The sequence below is a fragment of the Streptomyces sioyaensis genome (assembly GCF_004122735.1).
Taxonomy (GTDB): domain Bacteria; phylum Actinomycetota; class Actinomycetes; order Streptomycetales; family Streptomycetaceae; genus Streptomyces; species Streptomyces sioyaensis.
Genome location: NZ_SDIF01000004.1, coordinates 21,326 through 37,069 on the forward strand (window position 1 = coordinate 21,326; position 15,744 = coordinate 37,069).

13 protein-coding genes and 1 pseudogene are annotated in these 15,744 nt (G+C 73.0%); 5 read left to right on the forward strand and 9 right to left on the reverse strand.

All coding sequences use genetic code 11. From position 1 onward, the window contains the following. The first annotated feature begins 30 nt into the window (after positions 1 to 30). Complete coding sequence (locus tag EST54_RS02245; protein ID WP_129244418.1) at positions 31 to 297, forward strand: hypothetical protein; 267 nt, start codon at positions 31 to 33, stop codon at positions 295 to 297. Positions 298 to 473: 176 nt separating this feature from the next. Here the strand turns inward: EST54_RS02245 and EST54_RS02250 are convergent, their stop codons facing one another. The 5 genes from EST54_RS02250 to EST54_RS02270 all read right to left on the reverse strand — a co-directional run bounded on the left by EST54_RS02250 (position 474) and on the right by EST54_RS02270 (position 6,320). After that, positions 474 to 1,727: a styrene monooxygenase/indole monooxygenase family protein gene (locus EST54_RS02250; protein ID WP_129244420.1), complete on the reverse strand. Its 1,254-nt coding sequence runs from the start codon at positions 1,725 to 1,727 to the stop codon at positions 474 to 476. 88 nt (positions 1,728 to 1,815) lie between these two features. Further along, positions 1,816 to 2,430, reverse strand: a complete 615-nt coding sequence (locus EST54_RS02255) for a GTP-binding protein (RefSeq protein ID WP_129244422.1) — start codon at positions 2,428 to 2,430, stop codon at positions 1,816 to 1,818. Between the two features lie 37 nt (positions 2,431 to 2,467). Then, on the reverse strand, positions 2,468 to 2,866 hold the full coding sequence (locus EST54_RS02260) for a DUF742 domain-containing protein (protein ID WP_040898351.1): 399 nt from the start codon (positions 2,864 to 2,866) through the stop codon (positions 2,468 to 2,470). Next, complete coding sequence (locus EST54_RS02265) at positions 2,863 to 3,357, reverse strand: roadblock/LC7 domain-containing protein (RefSeq protein ID WP_129244424.1); 495 nt, start codon at positions 3,355 to 3,357, stop codon at positions 2,863 to 2,865. The genes EST54_RS02260 and EST54_RS02265 overlap by 4 nt, the downstream gene beginning before the upstream one ends. Next, entirely contained in the window at positions 3,354 to 6,320 is a 2,967-nt protein-coding gene (locus tag EST54_RS02270) for a sensor histidine kinase (protein ID WP_129244427.1), read from the reverse strand. The genes EST54_RS02265 and EST54_RS02270 overlap by 4 nt, the downstream gene beginning before the upstream one ends. Before the next feature lie 616 nt (positions 6,321 to 6,936). Here EST54_RS02270 and EST54_RS02275 point away from each other — a divergent pair. Continuing rightward, complete coding sequence (locus EST54_RS02275; protein WP_129244429.1) at positions 6,937 to 7,782, forward strand: protein phosphatase 2C domain-containing protein; 846 nt, start codon at positions 6,937 to 6,939, stop codon at positions 7,780 to 7,782. 127 nt (positions 7,783 to 7,909) lie between these two features. Here the strand turns inward: EST54_RS02275 and EST54_RS02280 are convergent, their stop codons facing one another. Then, entirely contained in the window at positions 7,910 to 8,425 is a 516-nt protein-coding gene (locus EST54_RS02280) for a MarR family winged helix-turn-helix transcriptional regulator (protein WP_129244431.1), read from the reverse strand. A 335-nt stretch (positions 8,426 to 8,760) separates the two neighbouring features. Here EST54_RS02280 and EST54_RS02285 point away from each other — a divergent pair, with 335 nt between their 5' ends. Next, the gene (locus tag EST54_RS02285; protein WP_129244433.1) at positions 8,761 to 9,621 is read left to right on the forward strand and encodes a lysozyme; all 861 of its coding nucleotides are present in this window, start codon (positions 8,761 to 8,763) and stop codon (positions 9,619 to 9,621) included. A 60-nt stretch (positions 9,622 to 9,681) separates the two neighbouring features. On the opposite strand, the gene lon is transcribed toward EST54_RS02285, so the two are convergent. Beyond that, a complete protein-coding gene (gene lon / locus EST54_RS02290; protein ID WP_129244435.1) occupies positions 9,682 to 12,141 on the reverse strand; it encodes an endopeptidase La in 2,460 nt (819 codons plus the stop codon). A gap of 89 nt (positions 12,142 to 12,230) precedes the next feature. Continuing rightward, a pseudogene (locus EST54_RS36100) lies at positions 12,231 to 12,533 on the reverse strand (pentapeptide repeat-containing protein); the annotation flags it as partial. Between the two features lie 854 nt (positions 12,534 to 13,387). On the opposite strand from EST54_RS36100, the gene EST54_RS02300 reads away from it, so the two are divergent. Both EST54_RS02300 and EST54_RS02305 read left to right on the forward strand, forming a co-directional pair. Continuing rightward, complete coding sequence (locus EST54_RS02300; protein WP_129244590.1) at positions 13,388 to 13,885, forward strand: YfbM family protein; 498 nt, start codon at positions 13,388 to 13,390, stop codon at positions 13,883 to 13,885. Between the two features lie 84 nt (positions 13,886 to 13,969). Next, the gene (locus EST54_RS02305) at positions 13,970 to 14,581 is read left to right on the forward strand and encodes a hypothetical protein (RefSeq protein WP_239012733.1); all 612 of its coding nucleotides are present in this window, start codon (positions 13,970 to 13,972) and stop codon (positions 14,579 to 14,581) included. Between the two features lie 51 nt (positions 14,582 to 14,632). Here the strand turns inward: EST54_RS02305 and EST54_RS02310 are convergent, their stop codons facing one another. Next, a complete protein-coding gene (locus tag EST54_RS02310; RefSeq protein ID WP_129244437.1) occupies positions 14,633 to 15,547 on the reverse strand; it encodes a rhomboid-like protein in 915 nt (304 codons plus the stop codon). Positions 15,548 to 15,744 lie beyond the last annotated feature (197 nt).

Consider the following 15,744-nt stretch of genomic DNA (forward strand, 5'->3'; position numbering starts at 1 on the left):
GTCCCACGCCGGTGGTGGGAGACTGACGGCGTGCGAAGCGAGAAGACCCCGTTCGTCGGCGGGCCGCTGGACGGCCGGGTACTGCCCGTCCTGGTCGGCATGACCGGACAGCCGCCGAAGACGTACGAGGTCCCGGTACCGGACGCCGGCGGGGGCCCGCCGGTGCGGCACGTCTACCGGCGCGTGCCGGGGCGGGTGGGCCGCCTGGGGCTGCCGAGCGGGTGGCGCTACGAGTACGACCCGGAGGGGGAGACCTCCGGCGGCGGGCCCAAGTGGCCCTGGCGGAAGCGCCGCTGATCCGGGGCCCTCGGGCCGGCCGGGACGGACCGCGTGCCGCGCCGGTGGCAGCGTAAAGGCGCCGCCGGTGGTACCGGAAACCACCGCCGGCAGGACCGGAAAGGCGCCGCCGTGCCGGCGCCGTCGGCACACGGCGGTGCACCCCGCGGCACACGGGGCGCACCGCCGCGGGGAGATCAGCCCGTCAGCGACGCCAGGTAGGCGTTCGCCTTCTCCGGCTCGTAGAAGAAGTTCTCGAAGTCGGACGGGTCGTCGAAGCCGTTGGCGAAGCGGTCGGCGATGGGCTGGAGCTGGCCGGCCGCGCCGATGATGTTCAGGACGTGCTCCGGCGGCGGGCCCAGCATCGCGTTGGTCCACTTGGTGACGTGCTGGGCGGTGTTCCAGTAGCGGTCGAAGGTGGAGTGCATCCACTCCTCGTCGAACGGCCGGTCGCCGCGCTCGACGATGGAGGCCTGGTAGGACGCGGCGCACTTGGCGGCCGAGTTCGAGCCCTGGCCGGTGATCGGGTCGTTGGCGACCACGACGTCCGCGACACCGAGGACCAGACCGCCGGAGGGCAGCCGGCCGATGGGGTTGCGCACGGTCGGGGCGTAGCGGCCGGCCAGCGTGCCGTTGGCGTCGGTCAGTTCGGCCTTGGTGGCGCGGGCGTACTCCCAGGGCAGGAACGTCTTCATCAGGTCCAGCGTGATGTCGAGGTGCTGCTGCGGGTCCGTGACGCCCTGGAAGGCGTCCAGCGGGCCGCCGGGTATGCCCTCCCAGAAGAGGATGTCGGCGCGGCCGGAGGTGGTGAGCGTCGGCATGACGAACAGCTCGCCGACGCCGGGCACCAGGTTGCAGCGCACCGCGTCGAACTCGGGGTGCTCGGGGCGCGGGCCGACGCCGTGCACGTAGGAGACGGCGAGCGCACGCTGCGGGGCGTCGTAGGGGGAACGCGCGGGGTTCCGGCCGAACATGGACACCAGCTCGCCCTTGCCGGCCGAGACCAGCGTCAGGTCGTAACGGCTGGCGAAGAAGTCCAGGTCGGAGACGGCCGCGCCATGGATGACGAGCTGGCCGCCGCGCTGCGCGAAGGTCTCCATCCAGCCGGCCATCTTCACGCGCTGGTCGACGGACTGGGCGTAGCCGTCGAGCCGGCCGACCCAGTCGATGGCGCGCTGCGATCCCTCGGGCGCCTCGTGGCTGCCCGGGGCGGCGACCGAGACGCCGAGGCCCTCGATGCGCGGGGCCTGGCTCTCCCAGAAGTTGATCTCCAGATCCCGCTCGTGCTGGAGCGCGGTGTGGAACATGCACTGGGTCGACATCACCCGCCCCGCGCGGATCTCATCGGCGGTGCGGTTGGACATGAGGGTGACCTCATAGCCCTGCGACTGGAGGCCGAGGGCCAGCTGGAGACCGGACTGGCCGGCTCCGATGATGAGTATTTTCCGCATGGCGGCACTCTTCTCTGCTACTGCGGTTGTTCAGGGGGGAAGTGGGGGGTGGCAGGGTGCCCGGCGGAGCGGGCCGCTCCGGAGACCGCTACTCGGGTGCGGTCTCCAGGGCGTGGCCGACCAGTGCCAGCAGCGCCTGGATCACCGTGGTCCGCCTGCGCGCATCCATGATCACCACAGGCACGTGCGCGGGCACGGTCAGCGCATCGCGGACGTCCTCCACCTCGTAGGAATCGGTGCCCTCGAAGTGGTTGACCGCGACGACATAGGGCAGTCCGCAGCTCTCGAAGTAGTCCAGCGCCGGGAAACAGTCCTCAAGACGGCGGGTGTCGGCCATCACGATCGCACCGATCGCACCGCGCACCAGGTCGTCCCACATGAACCAGAAGCGCTGCTGTCCGGGCGTGCCGAACAGATACAGCACCAGCTCCTGGTCGAGGGTGATCCGCCCGAAGTCCATCGCGACCGTGGTCGTGGTCTTCTCCGGGGTGGCGGTCAGGTCGTCGGTGTCCTCGCTGGCCTGGGTCATCACCGCTTCGGTCTGGAGCGGGGTGATCTCCGAGACCGATCCGACGAACGTGGTCTTGCCGACGCCGAAGCCGCCCGCCACCACGATCTTGGTGGCGATCGGCGCCTGCGAACGGTCCGTCTGCCAGCTCTGCAGCCCCGCGTCGGCCGCGGCCGCCGGGTCGGCCTGACCCACGGATCCGGCGGCCGCCGTCGGCCCGGCCGATATCGTGTCAGAGCCTGTGAAGTCCACTCAGCACCCTTTCGAGCAGCGCGCGGTCGGGCCGGCCGGAGCCGTGCCCGGTGCCGTAGACGCGAATCTTTCCCTGGTCTGCGAGGTCGCTGAGCAGTACCCGGACCACGCCCAGCGGCATCTTGAGGAGCGCGGAGATCTCCGCGACCGAGCGCATCCGGCGGCACAGCTCGACGATCGCCCGCATCTCCGGCATCACCCGGTCGCCCCAGCCCCCGGAGGTGAGCTCGCGCCGCTCCTCGGGTGCCTCCAGCGCGGCCACGAACGTCTCCACGAGCAGCACATGGCCGAATCGCGTCCGGCCGCCGGTGAGCGAATACGGCCGCACGCGCGAGGGTTTCCGGTCCCCGCCACGGACGGGGAGTTTGGGGGTACTCACTGAACGCTCTCCATCGACTTGCGCAATTCACTGCGGAGTTCGGGGGTGAGGACATGTCCGGCCCGGCCGACGAACAACGCCATGTGGTAGGCGATGACGTTCATGTCGCAGTCCGGGGTGGCATGTACGCCGAGCAGCGAACCATCGCTGATCGACATGACGAACAGGCTGCCCTCGTCCATCGTGACCATCGTCTGCTTGACCGCCCCGCCGTCCATCAGCTTCGCCGCACCGTTGGTGAGACTGCCGAGCCCGGAGACGATGGTGGCCAGATCCGCGCTGGAGCCGCGCGGCCCGGCGCGCTCGCCCGGCTGGGCCTCGTCCTGGCTGCGGTCGGGGTCGGAGGACAGCAACAGCAGGCCGTCGGAGGAGACCACCGCGACCGAGCGGATGCCCGGCACCTCCTCGACGAGATTGGTCAGCAGCCAGTGCAGATTCCGTGCCTGGCTGCTCAGGCCTTGTCCGTAAGCAGTGGGCGCTTGCGCGTTCAATCGCGTGCCTCCTCGACAACGTGGCTCTCTCCCGGGGCCCCCGCTCCGTCGGTGTCCGTCTGTGGGATGGTCTGCTCCGCTGTACGTTCCGCGATCTCGGCCTCGACCTCGCGTCGGCCGACTCGCGCCCCCGCCTGGAATCCGCCGAGCCGACGCCGCAGCGCCTCGGCGTTTGCCGCACCGCTCTTGCGCGGGGCGGCGGGCGCCTGCTGCTGCGCCACCACCTGGGGCGTGCGCTTGGGCAGCCCGGTGGCCGTCCGCCGCTTCCCGCTGGCCGGGGCGGCGGCGGTCTCTGCGTCGGCCGGTTCGCCGGCCTCCGACGCCTCGGCGGGCGCCGCGTCGTCGGTGGGTGCCGCGCCGGTGGGTGCCGTGTCCGGGCCGGGCCGGGTGTGCTGGTCCGGCCCGATGGCGTACGGGTCGGAGGCGGGCGCGGCGTCGGGACCGGGGACCGGGGCGGCGGGCGCCTGGTCCGGGCGCCCCTCGTCCTCGGCCCGGAGGTGGTCACCGGTGCCCTGGGTGGTGGCGGCGTACGGTCCGGCCGACTGCGGGCCGTACGGGCCCGGTTCGGACGGGGAGTAGGTGGTCGGACCGGACGGCTGCTCGGGCGCCGGTCCGTCCGCGACGCCGAGCCCGGCGGCGTCGATCGCCCGCTCCGCGGCGGCGACGAACGGGTCGGCCTCGGGTGCCGGCGCCGGGTCCGGGTCCGGGGTGCCGTCGTGGCGGGGTTCCGGAACGGCCGGGTGGCCGTCGGGCCGCTCGGTGTCCGCGGCCGGGGCCCGGTCGTCGTCGTGCCCGGTCGGGGCCGCGGCGTCCGGCGTGCCGCGCAGCGCCGCCGGTTGGGTGCGCGTCGCCCGCGTGGGCAGGGCGTTGGAGTTCGCCTCGGCGACCGAGCCCGGCAGACCCGGGGAGTGCGCCAGGTCCGGGGACGCGGCCACCGGGGGGCCCGACGGCGCCGGGCGGGTGGGCAGGATCGAGCCGGGCAGCACGATGACGGCGGTGACGCCGCCGTGCTTGGCGTCCCGCAGCTGGACCCGGACCCCGTGCCGGGCGGCCAGCCGCACCACGACGTACAGCCCCAGGCCCAGCGCCTCGTCGATGGTCTCGGAGGACGAGGCGGCCTCGACGTCACAGAGCCGCTCGTTGAGCTCGGCCATCCGCTCCGAGGTCATCCCGATGCCCTCGTCCTGGACCGAGAGCATGACCTCGCCGCTCTCCAGCAGCCAGCCGGACAGCTCGACATGGGCCTTCGGCGGGGAGAAGGCCGTGGCGTTCTCCAGAAGTTCGGCGATCAGGTGGCTGAGGTCGTCCGCGGCGAACCCGGCGACCTGGGAGTGCGGCGGCAGCGACTGGATGACCACCCGCTCGTAGCGCTCGATCTCGCTGATCGCGGCGCGCAGCACGTCCAGCAGCGGCACCGGCCCCTGGTGGTTGGTGCTGTGCTGCTCCGCGCCCGCCAGGACGAGGAGGTTCTCGCTGTTGCGGCGCATCTGCGCGGCGAAGTGGTCCAGCTGGAAGAGGGTTTCCAGCCGCTCGGGGTCCTGCTCGCTCTCCTCCAGCGACTCGATGACGCCGAGCTGGCGCTCCACGAGTCCCAGGGTGCGCAGCGAGAGGTTGACGAACCGGCCGTGCACACCGTTGTGCAGGGCCGCCAGCCGCTCGGTGAGATCGGCGATCTCCTCCCTGAGCGTCTCGCCCTGCTCCTGGAGCACCTCACGCTCGGCGACCAGCCGCTGCCGGCCGCCGATCAGCCGCTTGCGCTCGCTCTCCAGCTCGGTGGTGCGCCGCGCCAGCTCGCCGACCTGGGCGTGCAGCGCGTTGACGGACCCCACGGCGGCGGCGAATTCGTCGTTGCGGCCCTTGTAGGTGAGGGGCTCCTCGTGCGCGGGGTCGGCGGCCAGTCGTTTGGCGCCGAGCCGCAGCGCGGCGAGCGGCTGGGTCAGCGAGCGGGCCGCCCAGACGCCGGCGCCGACGGCCAGCAGCAGGCACAGCGCCTCCAGGCCGATGCGCAGCTCCAGCTCCGACACCGCGTCGTCGCGCAGCGTCCCGAGCCGCTGGACATCGGTGGTGGCCATGGCGGATTCGACGCCCCGCATCAGTCCGATACGGGTGGTGAGGGCGGCCTGCACCCGCGAGCGGCTGAGCCGCAGATCGGCCGCGTCCAGCCGGGGCTGATCGGTCAGCCGGGTCAGATAGCGCTCGGCGGTGGTGACGTCGGCGCCGTTGACGGTGCTGTCGTAGCGGTCGCGGGCGCGCTGGCTCGCGGCCTGCTCGAAGTCGCCCAGTGCGCCCTGTTCACGGGTGTGGGCGACCTGGGCGAGGGTGGTCAGCCGGGGCTGGCTGCCGCCCGCGCCCAATCCGGCGAGCAGCAGGGCGCGGGTGCCGGCGGCCTCTTCGGTGGCGCGGCCCAGCGCGGGCAGCGCGCGCAGGTCGGCGTCGGCGGCGTCCGCGCGGGCGGGCAGTCCGCGGGCGATGTCGTCGCTGATCGCGCCGAGCGCCTGGAGGGTCTGGGTGTAGGCCCCGTAGACCTGATCGGCCGATTCGGGCCCGGACAGCGCCTTTTGACGGGTCTGCGGGAGGGCGGCCAGCAGCTTGGCGGCGGAGGCGTAGACGGCGCTGTCACCCGAGGCGTCCTGTGCCTCGGTGCGCAGCTCGCCGATCTGCTGGTCCACGCGGGCGCGCTGGGCCCGGGAGACCGTGGCGCCCTCGGTCCCGGCACCGGGCCGGGCAGCCTGGGCGCCGGTTTTGGCGGTACGGCTGCCGCGCACGGCGGCGTAGGCGGTCATCCCGTCGCGTTCGTCGGCGAGGGAGTGCGCCAGGGCGATGGCGCGGACGTTCAGCTCCGCCAGATCGACCAGTTGCTGGCTGCTGGTGGCGTCGTCGGCCGTCGCCGTCAGGCCGGGGGCGCCGGCGCCGAGGACCGCGGCGGCCACGACGGCCACCGCCCCGACGAGCCGGTTGCGCACCCGCGCGGGACGGCGTCCCGGACTGCCTTCGCCGCCGGCCGTGCCCTGCCCCTCTCCAGGAGCCGAGCCCGTGCCCGGTCCCGCGATCGAACCGGCCGGTGAACCCGGCTTCCCTGCGCCGCCCCGAAGCCGCATCTTCCGCACCGCTGCTCGCATTCCTGTCTCGCCTGCTCACGCCCTGTGGCGTCGCGGACCCGGCTCGCTCTCCGCTCGCGGGGCGGATCTGCGCGAAACCGCAGCAACGCACACGTCCGCGAGGGGAAACAGCCCGGCTCTGCGCGTCGCGACGAGCGTCCTGGCCCCGCCCCATGATCCGGGCAACGACCATTCCACCGGCGCCGCGCAGTGGCTCGGCAACACATGCCCGGCCACCTGAACGAGTGAACATCAATCGGAGTTTGGCCATCAACTTCCTCGCGCGAACGTTTTTGGCTGCAACCCCTAGCAAACCCCGGACGGGTTTGGAGATGCGTCCGCGTCCTGGAAGGATGCGCGCCCGCACGCCACCGGACCCGGTGCACACCATCCCTGCACAATCGACTCCGCCCGTACACCTGCGCGACGGCCCGCGCCCGGCGGCCGGGGCGAATCGAGGGCCTCCGGCAGACTTGCGGCCATGCACATCGCACTCGCCACCGAGCCGGGCGACCCCCAACGCCCAAATGAGGACTACACATCAGTAGCCCTTCCTGCCTCCGGCCAGGGCGGCGTCCTGGTGCTGCTGGACGGCGTGACACCACCCGAGGAGAACGACGGCTGTCTTCACACAGTGCCGTGGTTCACCGCGCGGCTGGGCGGCGCAATGCTCGAACTGTCGGTTTCACACCTGGATATGACGCTCCCTGAGTCCCTCGCCGCGGCCATCTCCCGGACAGCCGACACGCACCGGACGACCTGTGACCTTTCTCACCCCCGCACCCCGCAGGCAACCCTGGTCGCCGCGCGCTGGTCGGAGGACACCGTCGAACATCTCGTGCTGTCCGATTCGGTGCTCCTCCTGGAGCGGACGGACGGCTCGGTGCTGCCGGTGCTCGACCCGCGGCTGGACGAACTGCCGCCCGCGGTCCGGGACCTGCGGGCCGTCGTACGGGCGCTGCCCCGCGGCTCGGCGGAACGGGCCGCCGCGGGCCGGGAGTACGTCCGCGCGGTCGAGGCGCTGCGCAATGCCGAGGGCGGCTTCTTCACCGCGGCCGCCGACCCCTCGGTGGCCGCCCGCGCGGTGACCGGCCGCACCCCGCGCTCCGCGCTCCGCTCACTGACCGCCCTCAGCGACGGCGCGAGCCGCTGGGTCGAGGTCTTCCGGGAGGGCTCCTGGGCCGACTGCGTGGCCCTGGTGGCCGGTCAGGGCCCCCAGGCGCTCATCGACCGGGTCCGGGCGGCGGAGGCGGCGGACCCCGCGGGCGCGGCACATCCGCGCGGCAAGGCGCGCGACGACGCGGCGGTGATTTTTGTGGCGCCGTGACAAATCGCCGGCGGGCGGGCGATTTTCCCCCGCCGCCACGGCGCGCCGCCTCGACAGCGGCGGGCGGGCGGCGGGGCCGGTGCCGGTTGCCGGACCGGACGCCGGTGCCGAGGGCGCCGGCCTGCGGCTATGCCTCGTCGCCGTCCTGCTCGCCCTCCTGCTCGGCGTTCAGCCGGTGCAGCAGGCGGGCCAGTTCGGCGACCTCGCCGCGGTCCCAGGAGGCCAGGCGGCGGGCGTAGCGGGCGCGGCGGCCGGTACGGACGCGGGTGAAGCGCGCGTGGCCCTCGTCGGTGAGGCGTACCAGGACCGCGCGGCCGTCGGCCGGGTCCGGCTCGCGGGCGATCAGCCCGAGCTTCTCCAGGGCCTGCAGCTGGCGGCTCATGGTGGCCTTGCCGACGCCGAAGAAGCCCGCGAGGTCGGTGGCGCGCTGGGCACCGGCGTCGGCCAGCCGGAAAAGAAGGCCGTAGGCGGCGGGTTCCAGGTCGGGATGCACCTCTCGTGCCAGTTCGCCGGAAGAGGCACGGGCCCGGCGGAGAAATACCGCCAATTCGCGTTCCAGGGCGAGAAATACGTGGTCCACACCAATCGGTTCGCCCTTCGCCGTCGCCCCGTCGGCTCCGGTGTTGTGCACGTCAGCGCCCATTCTTCCGCTTTCTCTCACCTGAAAGTTTCCGCCCACGGCGGCCGAAGCCGCAGCTCGGCCAGTATTTCGCAGGATTAGACCAACGGCAGCCCGCGGACCCTCTTTTGGCACGTCGGTCTACGCGCGTACCGTCATTTCCGGTATGGCCGTCCCCCTCGGCCCCGGACGTCAGCGGGTCCCCCGCGCGTCCTGGACACCGCAGCGCTGTGTCCACATCGCTGTGCCCACATGGCTGTGTCCGCACCCTCCGTGTCCGCACCTCCGTGTCCCGCACCCGGTCCATGCCGTCGGCTCTTCCCCCCTCAGGTCATCCACCGAGATCTTCGGAGGCACGTATGTCCGTGCTCAGATCCGGCTCCCCCCACCGGCCCGCACGCTCCCTGGCGCTCGTGGCCGGGGTCCTGCTCTCCCTCCTCTCCCTCCTTCTCGGCCTCTCCGGCACCGCGGGCGCCGCGGCCGTCCGGCGCGCGCCCGAACCCCGCCACCCCGGCCAGGACTGGGCCGGTTCCCAGATCGCCCGGCACGAGGGCACCGCCGCCGGCGGCGCACCGCCCGCGGCCTCGCTCACGGCGTCCGTCGAAGGGGTGGACGTCAGCAGCCACAACGGCAGCGTCTCCTGGTCGACGCTCTGGAACAGCGGCGTCCGCTTCGCCTATGTGAAGGCGACGGAGTCCACCAGCTACACCAATCCGTCCTTCACGCAGCAGTACAACGGCTCCTACACGGTCGGGATGATCCGCGGCGCGTACCACTTCGCCACCCCGGACACCTCCAGCGGCGCCGCCCAGGCCACCTACTTCGCCGGCCACGGCGGTGGGTGGTCCAAGGACGGCAGGACGCTGCCCGGCGCGCTCGACATGGAGTACAACCCCTACGGGTCCACCTGTTACGGGCTGAGCCCGGCCGGGATGGTCAACTGGATGAAGGACTGGTTCGCGACCTACAAGGCCCGCACCGGACGCGACGCCGTCCTCTACACCTCCACCGGCTGGTGGAAGCAGTGCACCGGCAACTCCACGGCCTTCGGCGCCATCAACCCGCTGTGGATCCCGCGCTACGGCTCCTCGGTCGGCGAACTCCCGGCCGGCTGGGGCTTCCACACCATCTGGCAGTACACCTCCTCCGGCCCGACGGTCGGTGACCACAACCGCTTCAACGGCTCGCTGGACCGCCTCAAGGCCCTCGCCAACGGCTGAGGGCCGCCCCCTACGGGACGGCCCGTGCTCCCGTCGCGGAAGCACGGGCCGTCCCTCGTCTCAGGCCGCGACCGGAACCTCCGGTGCGGCGCCGTTCGACGCCGGGGTCAGCGCCAGCTCCAGCACCTGGCGGACGTCCGCGACCGGGTGGACCTCCAGGGAGTCGAGGATCTCGGCCGGTACGTCGTCCAGGTCCGGTTCGTTGCGCCGGGGGATGATGACGGTGGTGATCCCGGCGCGGTGCGCCGCCAGCAGCTTCTGCTTGACGCCGCCGATCGGCAGCACCCGCCCGGTCAGCGAGACCTCACCGGTCATCGCCACGTCCGGCCGGACCTGCCGGCCCGACAGCAGCGAGGCCAGGGCCGTCGTCATCGTCACGCCCGCGCTCGGGCCGTCCTTGGGCACGGCGCCCGCCGGTACGTGCAGATGCACACCGCGCTCCTTCAGATCGGCGACCGGGAGCTCCAGTTCCGCACCGTGGGAGCGCAGGAACGACAGCGCGATGTGCGCGGACTCCTTCATGACGTCGCCGAGCTGACCGGTCAGCTGGAGCCCGGAGGCACCGGTCTCCGGATCGGCGAGCGAGGCCTCCACATAGAGCACGTCGCCGCCGGCGCCGGTGACCGCGAGGCCGGTGACCACACCGGGCACCGCGGTGCGCCGCTCGGACGGGTCCTGTGCCGACTCGGGGGTGTGGTGCGGCCGCCCGACCAGCGGGCGCAGCTGGTCCACGCCCACGGTGAACGGCAGCTCCTGCTCGCCCAGTTCGTGCCGGGCGGCGACCTTGCGCAGCAGCCTGGCGACCGCGCGCTCCAGATTCCGTACGCCCGCCTCGCGGGTGTACTCGCCCGCCAGCTTGCGCAGGGCGTCGTCCTCCAGGGTCACCTCGCCGGGCTCCAGGCCGGCCCGCTCCAGCTGGCGCGGCAGCAGGTGGTCCCGCGCGATGACCACCTTCTCGTCCTCGGTGTAGCCGTCCAGGCGGACCAGCTCCATCCGGTCGAGCAGCGGCTCGGGGATGGCTTCGAGGACGTTGGCGGTGGCCAGGAAGACCACATCGCTGAGGTCGAGTTCGACCTCCAGGTAGTGGTCGCGGAAGGTGTGGTTCTGCGCCGGGTCCAGGACCTCCAGGAGGGCGGCGGCCGGGTCGCCCCGGAAGTCGGAGCCCACCTTGTCGATCTCGTCGAGCAGCACCACCGGGTTCATCGACCCGGCTTCCTTGATGGCGCGGACGATCCGGCCGGGCAGCGCGCCGACGTACGTCCGCCGGTGGCCGCGGATCTCGGCCTCGTCCCGGACGCCGCCGAGCGCGACCCGGACGAACTTACGGCCCATGGCCCGCGCGACGGACTCACCCAGCGAGGTCTTGCCGACACCGGGCGGCCCGACGAGCGCCAGCACGGCGCCGCCCGCCCGTCGCCCACCACCACCCTTGCCCGAATCGCTCCGCGATGCCCCTCCTGATGCGCCCTCGATCAGCCCGAACCCCCGCTCGGCCCGCCGCTTGCGGACGGCCAGGTATTCGGTGATCCGCTCCTTGACGTCCTCCAGGCCCGAGTGGTCGGCGTCCAGGACCTCCTTGGCGCCCGCGATGTCGTAGGCGTCCTCGGTCCGTTCGGTCCACGGCAGCTCCAGGACGGTGTCCAGCCAGGTGCGGATCCAGGAGCCCTCGGGGCTCTGGTCGCTGGACCGCTCCAGCTTGTCGACCTCCTTGAGGGCGGCCTTGCGGACCTCCTCGGGCAGGTCGGCGGCCTCCACCCGGGCGCGGTAGTCGTCGCCCTCGTCCTCCGGGTCGCCGTTCAGCTCGGCGAGCTCCTTGCGGACCGCCTCCAGCTGCCGCCGCAGCAGGAACTCCCGCTGCTGCTTGTCGACGCCCTCCTGGACGTCCTTGGCGATGGACTCGGCGACGTCCTGCTCGGCGAGGTGCTCGCGCAGCGCCTCGGTGGCGAACTTCAGCCGCGCGACCGGGTCGGTGGTCTCCAGCAGCCGGACCTTCTGTTCGGTGGTCAGGAACGGCGAGTAACCGGAGTTGTCGGCCAGCGTCGGCACGTCCTCGATCTGCTGGACGCGGTCGACGACCTGCCAGGCGCCGCGCTTGCGCAGCCAGCTGGTGGCCAGCGCCTTGTATTCCGTGACGAGTTCGGCCACCGCACCGGGCAGGGGATCGGGGACCGTCTCCTCGACGGTCGTGCCCTCCACCCAGAGCGCGGCACCGGGCCCGGTCGTGCCGGAGCCGATCCGCACCCGGGCCAGGCCCCGGATCAGGGCCCCGGGGTCGCCGTCGGACAGCCGGCCGACCTGCTCGATCCGCCCGAGGGTGCCGATGCCCGGGTACGTCCCGTCGACGCGGGGCACAAGCAGCACCCGCGGCTTGTTGCCCGAGGAGGCGGCGGCCTGCGCGGCCTCCACCGCCGCGCGGACGTCCGCGTCGGACAGGTCCAGGGGCACCACCATGCCGGGGAGCACGACCTCGTCATCGAGGGGCAGCACGGGCAGAGTGAGCGATGTGGACGTCGAAGCCATGATCTCCCCTTCGGCAAGCAAGTTGAGCTTTTCTCACTCAATGCCGCGGGGTCCGAAGATGTTCCCCCAGGTGCGTTCGCTGTGAGCGATCAGGGGCGGGGGTCTGCCGGGGCGGCGGGCCGCGCCTGCCAGTGGGCGGGGCGGGTCAGGGACGGCGGGAGTGCGGTGGCGGCATCGCCCCTGGCCGCGTTGAGCTGTGCCTGGGTGAGGAAGAGGGCGCCCGTGAGGTCGGCGCCGGCGAGGTCGGCGTCCCGCAGATCGGCGCCGATCAGGTCCGCCGTGCGCAGATCGGCACCCGTGAGGTCGGCGGCGATCAGGCAGGCCCCGCGGAGGTTGGCGCCCCGGAGGCCGGCCCCCTTGAGGCGGGCTCCCATGAGGTCGGCGCCCCGGCGCTGCTTCTTACGGCCCGGGACCCCCGCCCGGACCAGTTCGCTGGTGCGCAGCAGCAGGGCGTTGACCTCGCCCCGGTGGGCCGGCACATCCAGCGCCAGGAGCTCCTGGGCGCTGCCGCGGGTCAGGCCCTGGGTCTTCTCCAGCGCGGCCCGCAGCGCGGCGTGGACCGGGCGGGCGGCCGGCAGGGTCAGCGCCTCGGTCAGGTACCACAGGAGCTCGTGCAACTGCCGCATGACGGGGAAGACATCGAACATCTGCCGGGCGGTCCCCGGGGCGCTCCGCCAGTCCTGTCCGCCGAAGGTGACCTGGGAGACCTTCTGCCCGGCGCCGAAGCAGTCGAAGACGGTGCAGCCGGTGAAGCCGCGCTGCCGCAGCTGGGAGTGGACCCCGCAGCGGAAGTCCGTACGGAGGTTGGGGCAGGGCCGCCCGGCGTCCTTGTCGATCGCGAAGTCCGCCGAGGCCGCGAACGGCAGCGCGACGCAGCACAGCCCGAAGCAACTGCCGCAGTCGGCCCGCAGGCCGGGATCGACGGCGTCCGGAACGGCCCGCTCGCGGTCCACCGGTTCCTCGCGGTCCACCCGTTGCTCACGGCCTACCCGTTGCTTGCTGCGTACCGATTGCTTGCCGCGGACCGACTGCGTGCTGCGGACCGGTGGCTTGCGGTGAGAGGACAAGGCGCGTGCACTCCTGCGGCCGGCGGGCGCCGCGCAGGGCCGCGCCCGGAAAAGGGGCAGCCATTCTCCCAGGCGGCGCCGGGGCGCCGGGCGTGGCCGGTTCCGTGTGGCCCGGCCGGCACCACCGCGCCGGGCAACGGGCGTTGTCAGTGGTCGCACCTAGCCTCGGGACCATGAGCATGATCGGAGAGTACGCACGTGTCACACCTGCCGAACTCGACCGCGCCCTCGGCGATCCCGAGTGGGCGCTGACGCTGGTCGACGCGCGGCGGGAGGCGGAGGCCGACGAGTGCCCGCCGCCCGCCCTCGCGCGCTGCCTGGACGTCGACAAGGCCTGGGACGCCCTGGGATTCCTGCTGCGCCGGGCGGCCTTCCCGGTGGACATCGTCCATGGCGAGGAGCCCGTCCCGGGCGCCGACGACTGGGGCTACGGTCCGCCCCGCCATCTCACCCCCGAGCAGGTGCAGAAGGCCGCCGCGGCGCTGGCGGAGATATCCGGTGACGACCTGACGGCCGGTGTCGGCCCGGCGGACCTCGCCGCGGCGGAGGTGTACCCGTCGATCGTCTGGGAGCGGGGCGAGCCGCTGGACTATGTGCGCGATTACTACGAGCTGTTGCGGCCGTTCCTGTGCGCGGCGGCGGAGCAGGGGGACGGTGTGCTCATGTGGCTCGGATAGCGGCGCCGCCCGGGTACGCCAGAGGGCGGCGCACGCCGCGCCGCGTCATCCCTCACGCCCCGTCATGACTGCTACCTTCACGGCATGTTGCAGCGGATGTCCGGAGTTTTCCTCGGCGCATTCTTCGGAACGGTCTTCGTGGTCGCCCATGCGCACGCCCCGCTGAACCCGGTGCTCGGCAACGCCCTGCGGGTGCTCGCGGTGCTCACCTTCGCCGGACTGCTGACACTCGCCCGGCGGGCCGGGCGCCGCGGCCGGCCCGCGGCGGACGGCCCCGAGGTGCCCCGGGCGGACTGGCTGCAGGGGAAGTTCGCGTTCGTCGTGGGGGCCGAGGTGGCGCTGCTGATCGGCGGGAGTGTCGCGCTACGGGAGGGCGGCGCCCCCCAGGAGACCTCCGTGGCCTGGATCGCGCTGCTCGTCGGTCTGCATGTCCTCGCGCTGGCGGCGGTCCGGAAGCGGCGCGGCATCGCCGTCCCCGGCGCCGCCCTGGCCGCGCTCGGTGTGACCGGACTGGGCATGGCGGCGACCTCCGCCGTGGTGTGGGTGCCGTTCGTCAGCGGTGTGCTGTCGGGCATGGCCCTGCTGGTCGGCTGCGCCTACGCCATCACCCATACGTACCGGTCCGCGGTCCGGCCGCAGGACCACGACCGCGGGAAGCAGGACCGCGAGAGGCTCGGGACGTCCGTACGGCCGTAATGCCGCGGCCTCACCCTCTCAGCACGTCCGCACAGGCAGCCCCGGCCACCCTCACGACGTCCGAGCGCCCTCCAGCACCGGGCGGCGCAGGTCGGGGAGGAGCGGCGCCGGGCGGGTGCGGTGGGTGCGCCAGCGGCGCAGCAGCGGCCAGGCGGCCACGCCCAGGGTGAGCGAGAGCAGATGCCCCCAGTCGGTCATCGGGTCGGCGTAGGCGAGCAGATCGGTCACGGCCAGATAGCCGACGCCGGCCAGCAGCGGCCAGCGCAACCAGGCCGGCAGCAGGCCCGCCAGGGCTCCGATGCAGGTCATCACGCCGAAGCTGATGCCGTAGTCGAGACGGTGCAAGGACGTCTCGGGCAGCCGGCCGGCGGCGACGGAGAAGGCGACGGGCAGTTCGGTGGCGAGGGTGGCCAGCGCATGGCCGCCGAAGAAGACGGCGGCGGTGCGCAGTCCGCCCAGCCGCCGCTCCAGCGCCGTCAGGACGAAGAGGAAACCGATGGCATAGGCGGAGGTCATCCCGCCGGCGATCCACAGGGCGCTGGCGACCAGCACCATCAGCGGGGACTGCGCGAGATGGGCGACGTCCGTGCTGGAGCCGCGCAGCAGCTCGGAGACCAGCCCCGGGTCGCCGTACTCCGCGATCAGCGAGGTGGCCACGAGCAGCAGGGCGTACCCGAAGGTGAAGGGGGTGCCGGCCGGGGTGGGCAGCAACCGCCAGGGCAGAAACCGCCAGGACCGCACGCGCCCGCCGCGCCGGCCGCCCGCCGGCGTCCCGTCCCGACCGGCCATGGCCTCCTGGTCCGGGATCTCCTGGGCCGCGCTCGCCCGGCCGCCGCGCTGCCGGGGTATCCCCGGCAGCAGACCCGGCTGCGCGTCCGGGCCGGCGCCCGGAGTCGGCCGGCGTCCCGGTGCGCCGGACGGCGCGCGTCCGGTCCGCGTTCTGTCGGCGGTTCCCAGCCAGCTCACGGTCCGAGGCCCCTTCCGTTCATGGCGCTTCCGGTGAGCCACGCCCGTGTCCCTCGGCCGTGATCGCTCTGTCCTGATCAACGTTCCGGACCAGCCTGCATGCTCAACCCATGAAGAACCTGTGTGAGTGATATCCCTCACATGAGGCAACCGTCACCCATGTCGCCACGTCCGCCCGGATGGCGGCGGACTTCCTC

What these genes read in the sequence shown, in the direction of transcription:
- EST54_RS02250 (WP_129244420.1), bottom strand. Translation starts at nt 1,727, where the DNA reads ATGCGGAAAATACTCATCATCGGAGCCGGCCAGTCCGGTCTCCAGCTG.
- EST54_RS02280 (WP_129244431.1), bottom strand. Translation starts at nt 8,425, where the DNA reads ATGGGCGCTGACGTGCACAACACCGGAGCCGACGGGGCGACGGCGAAG.
- lon (WP_129244435.1), bottom strand. Translation starts at nt 12,141, where the DNA reads ATGGCTTCGACGTCCACATCGCTCACTCTGCCCGTGCTGCCCCTCGAT.
- EST54_RS02305 (WP_239012733.1), top strand. Translation starts at nt 13,970, where the DNA reads ATGTTGCAGCGGATGTCCGGAGTTTTCCTCGGCGCATTCTTCGGAACG.
- EST54_RS02300 (WP_129244590.1), top strand. Translation starts at nt 13,388, where the DNA reads ATGATCGGAGAGTACGCACGTGTCACACCTGCCGAACTCGACCGCGCC.
- EST54_RS02275 (WP_129244429.1), top strand. Translation starts at nt 6,937, where the DNA reads ATGCACATCGCACTCGCCACCGAGCCGGGCGACCCCCAACGCCCAAAT.
- EST54_RS02285 (WP_129244433.1), top strand. Translation starts at nt 8,761, where the DNA reads ATGTCCGTGCTCAGATCCGGCTCCCCCCACCGGCCCGCACGCTCCCTG.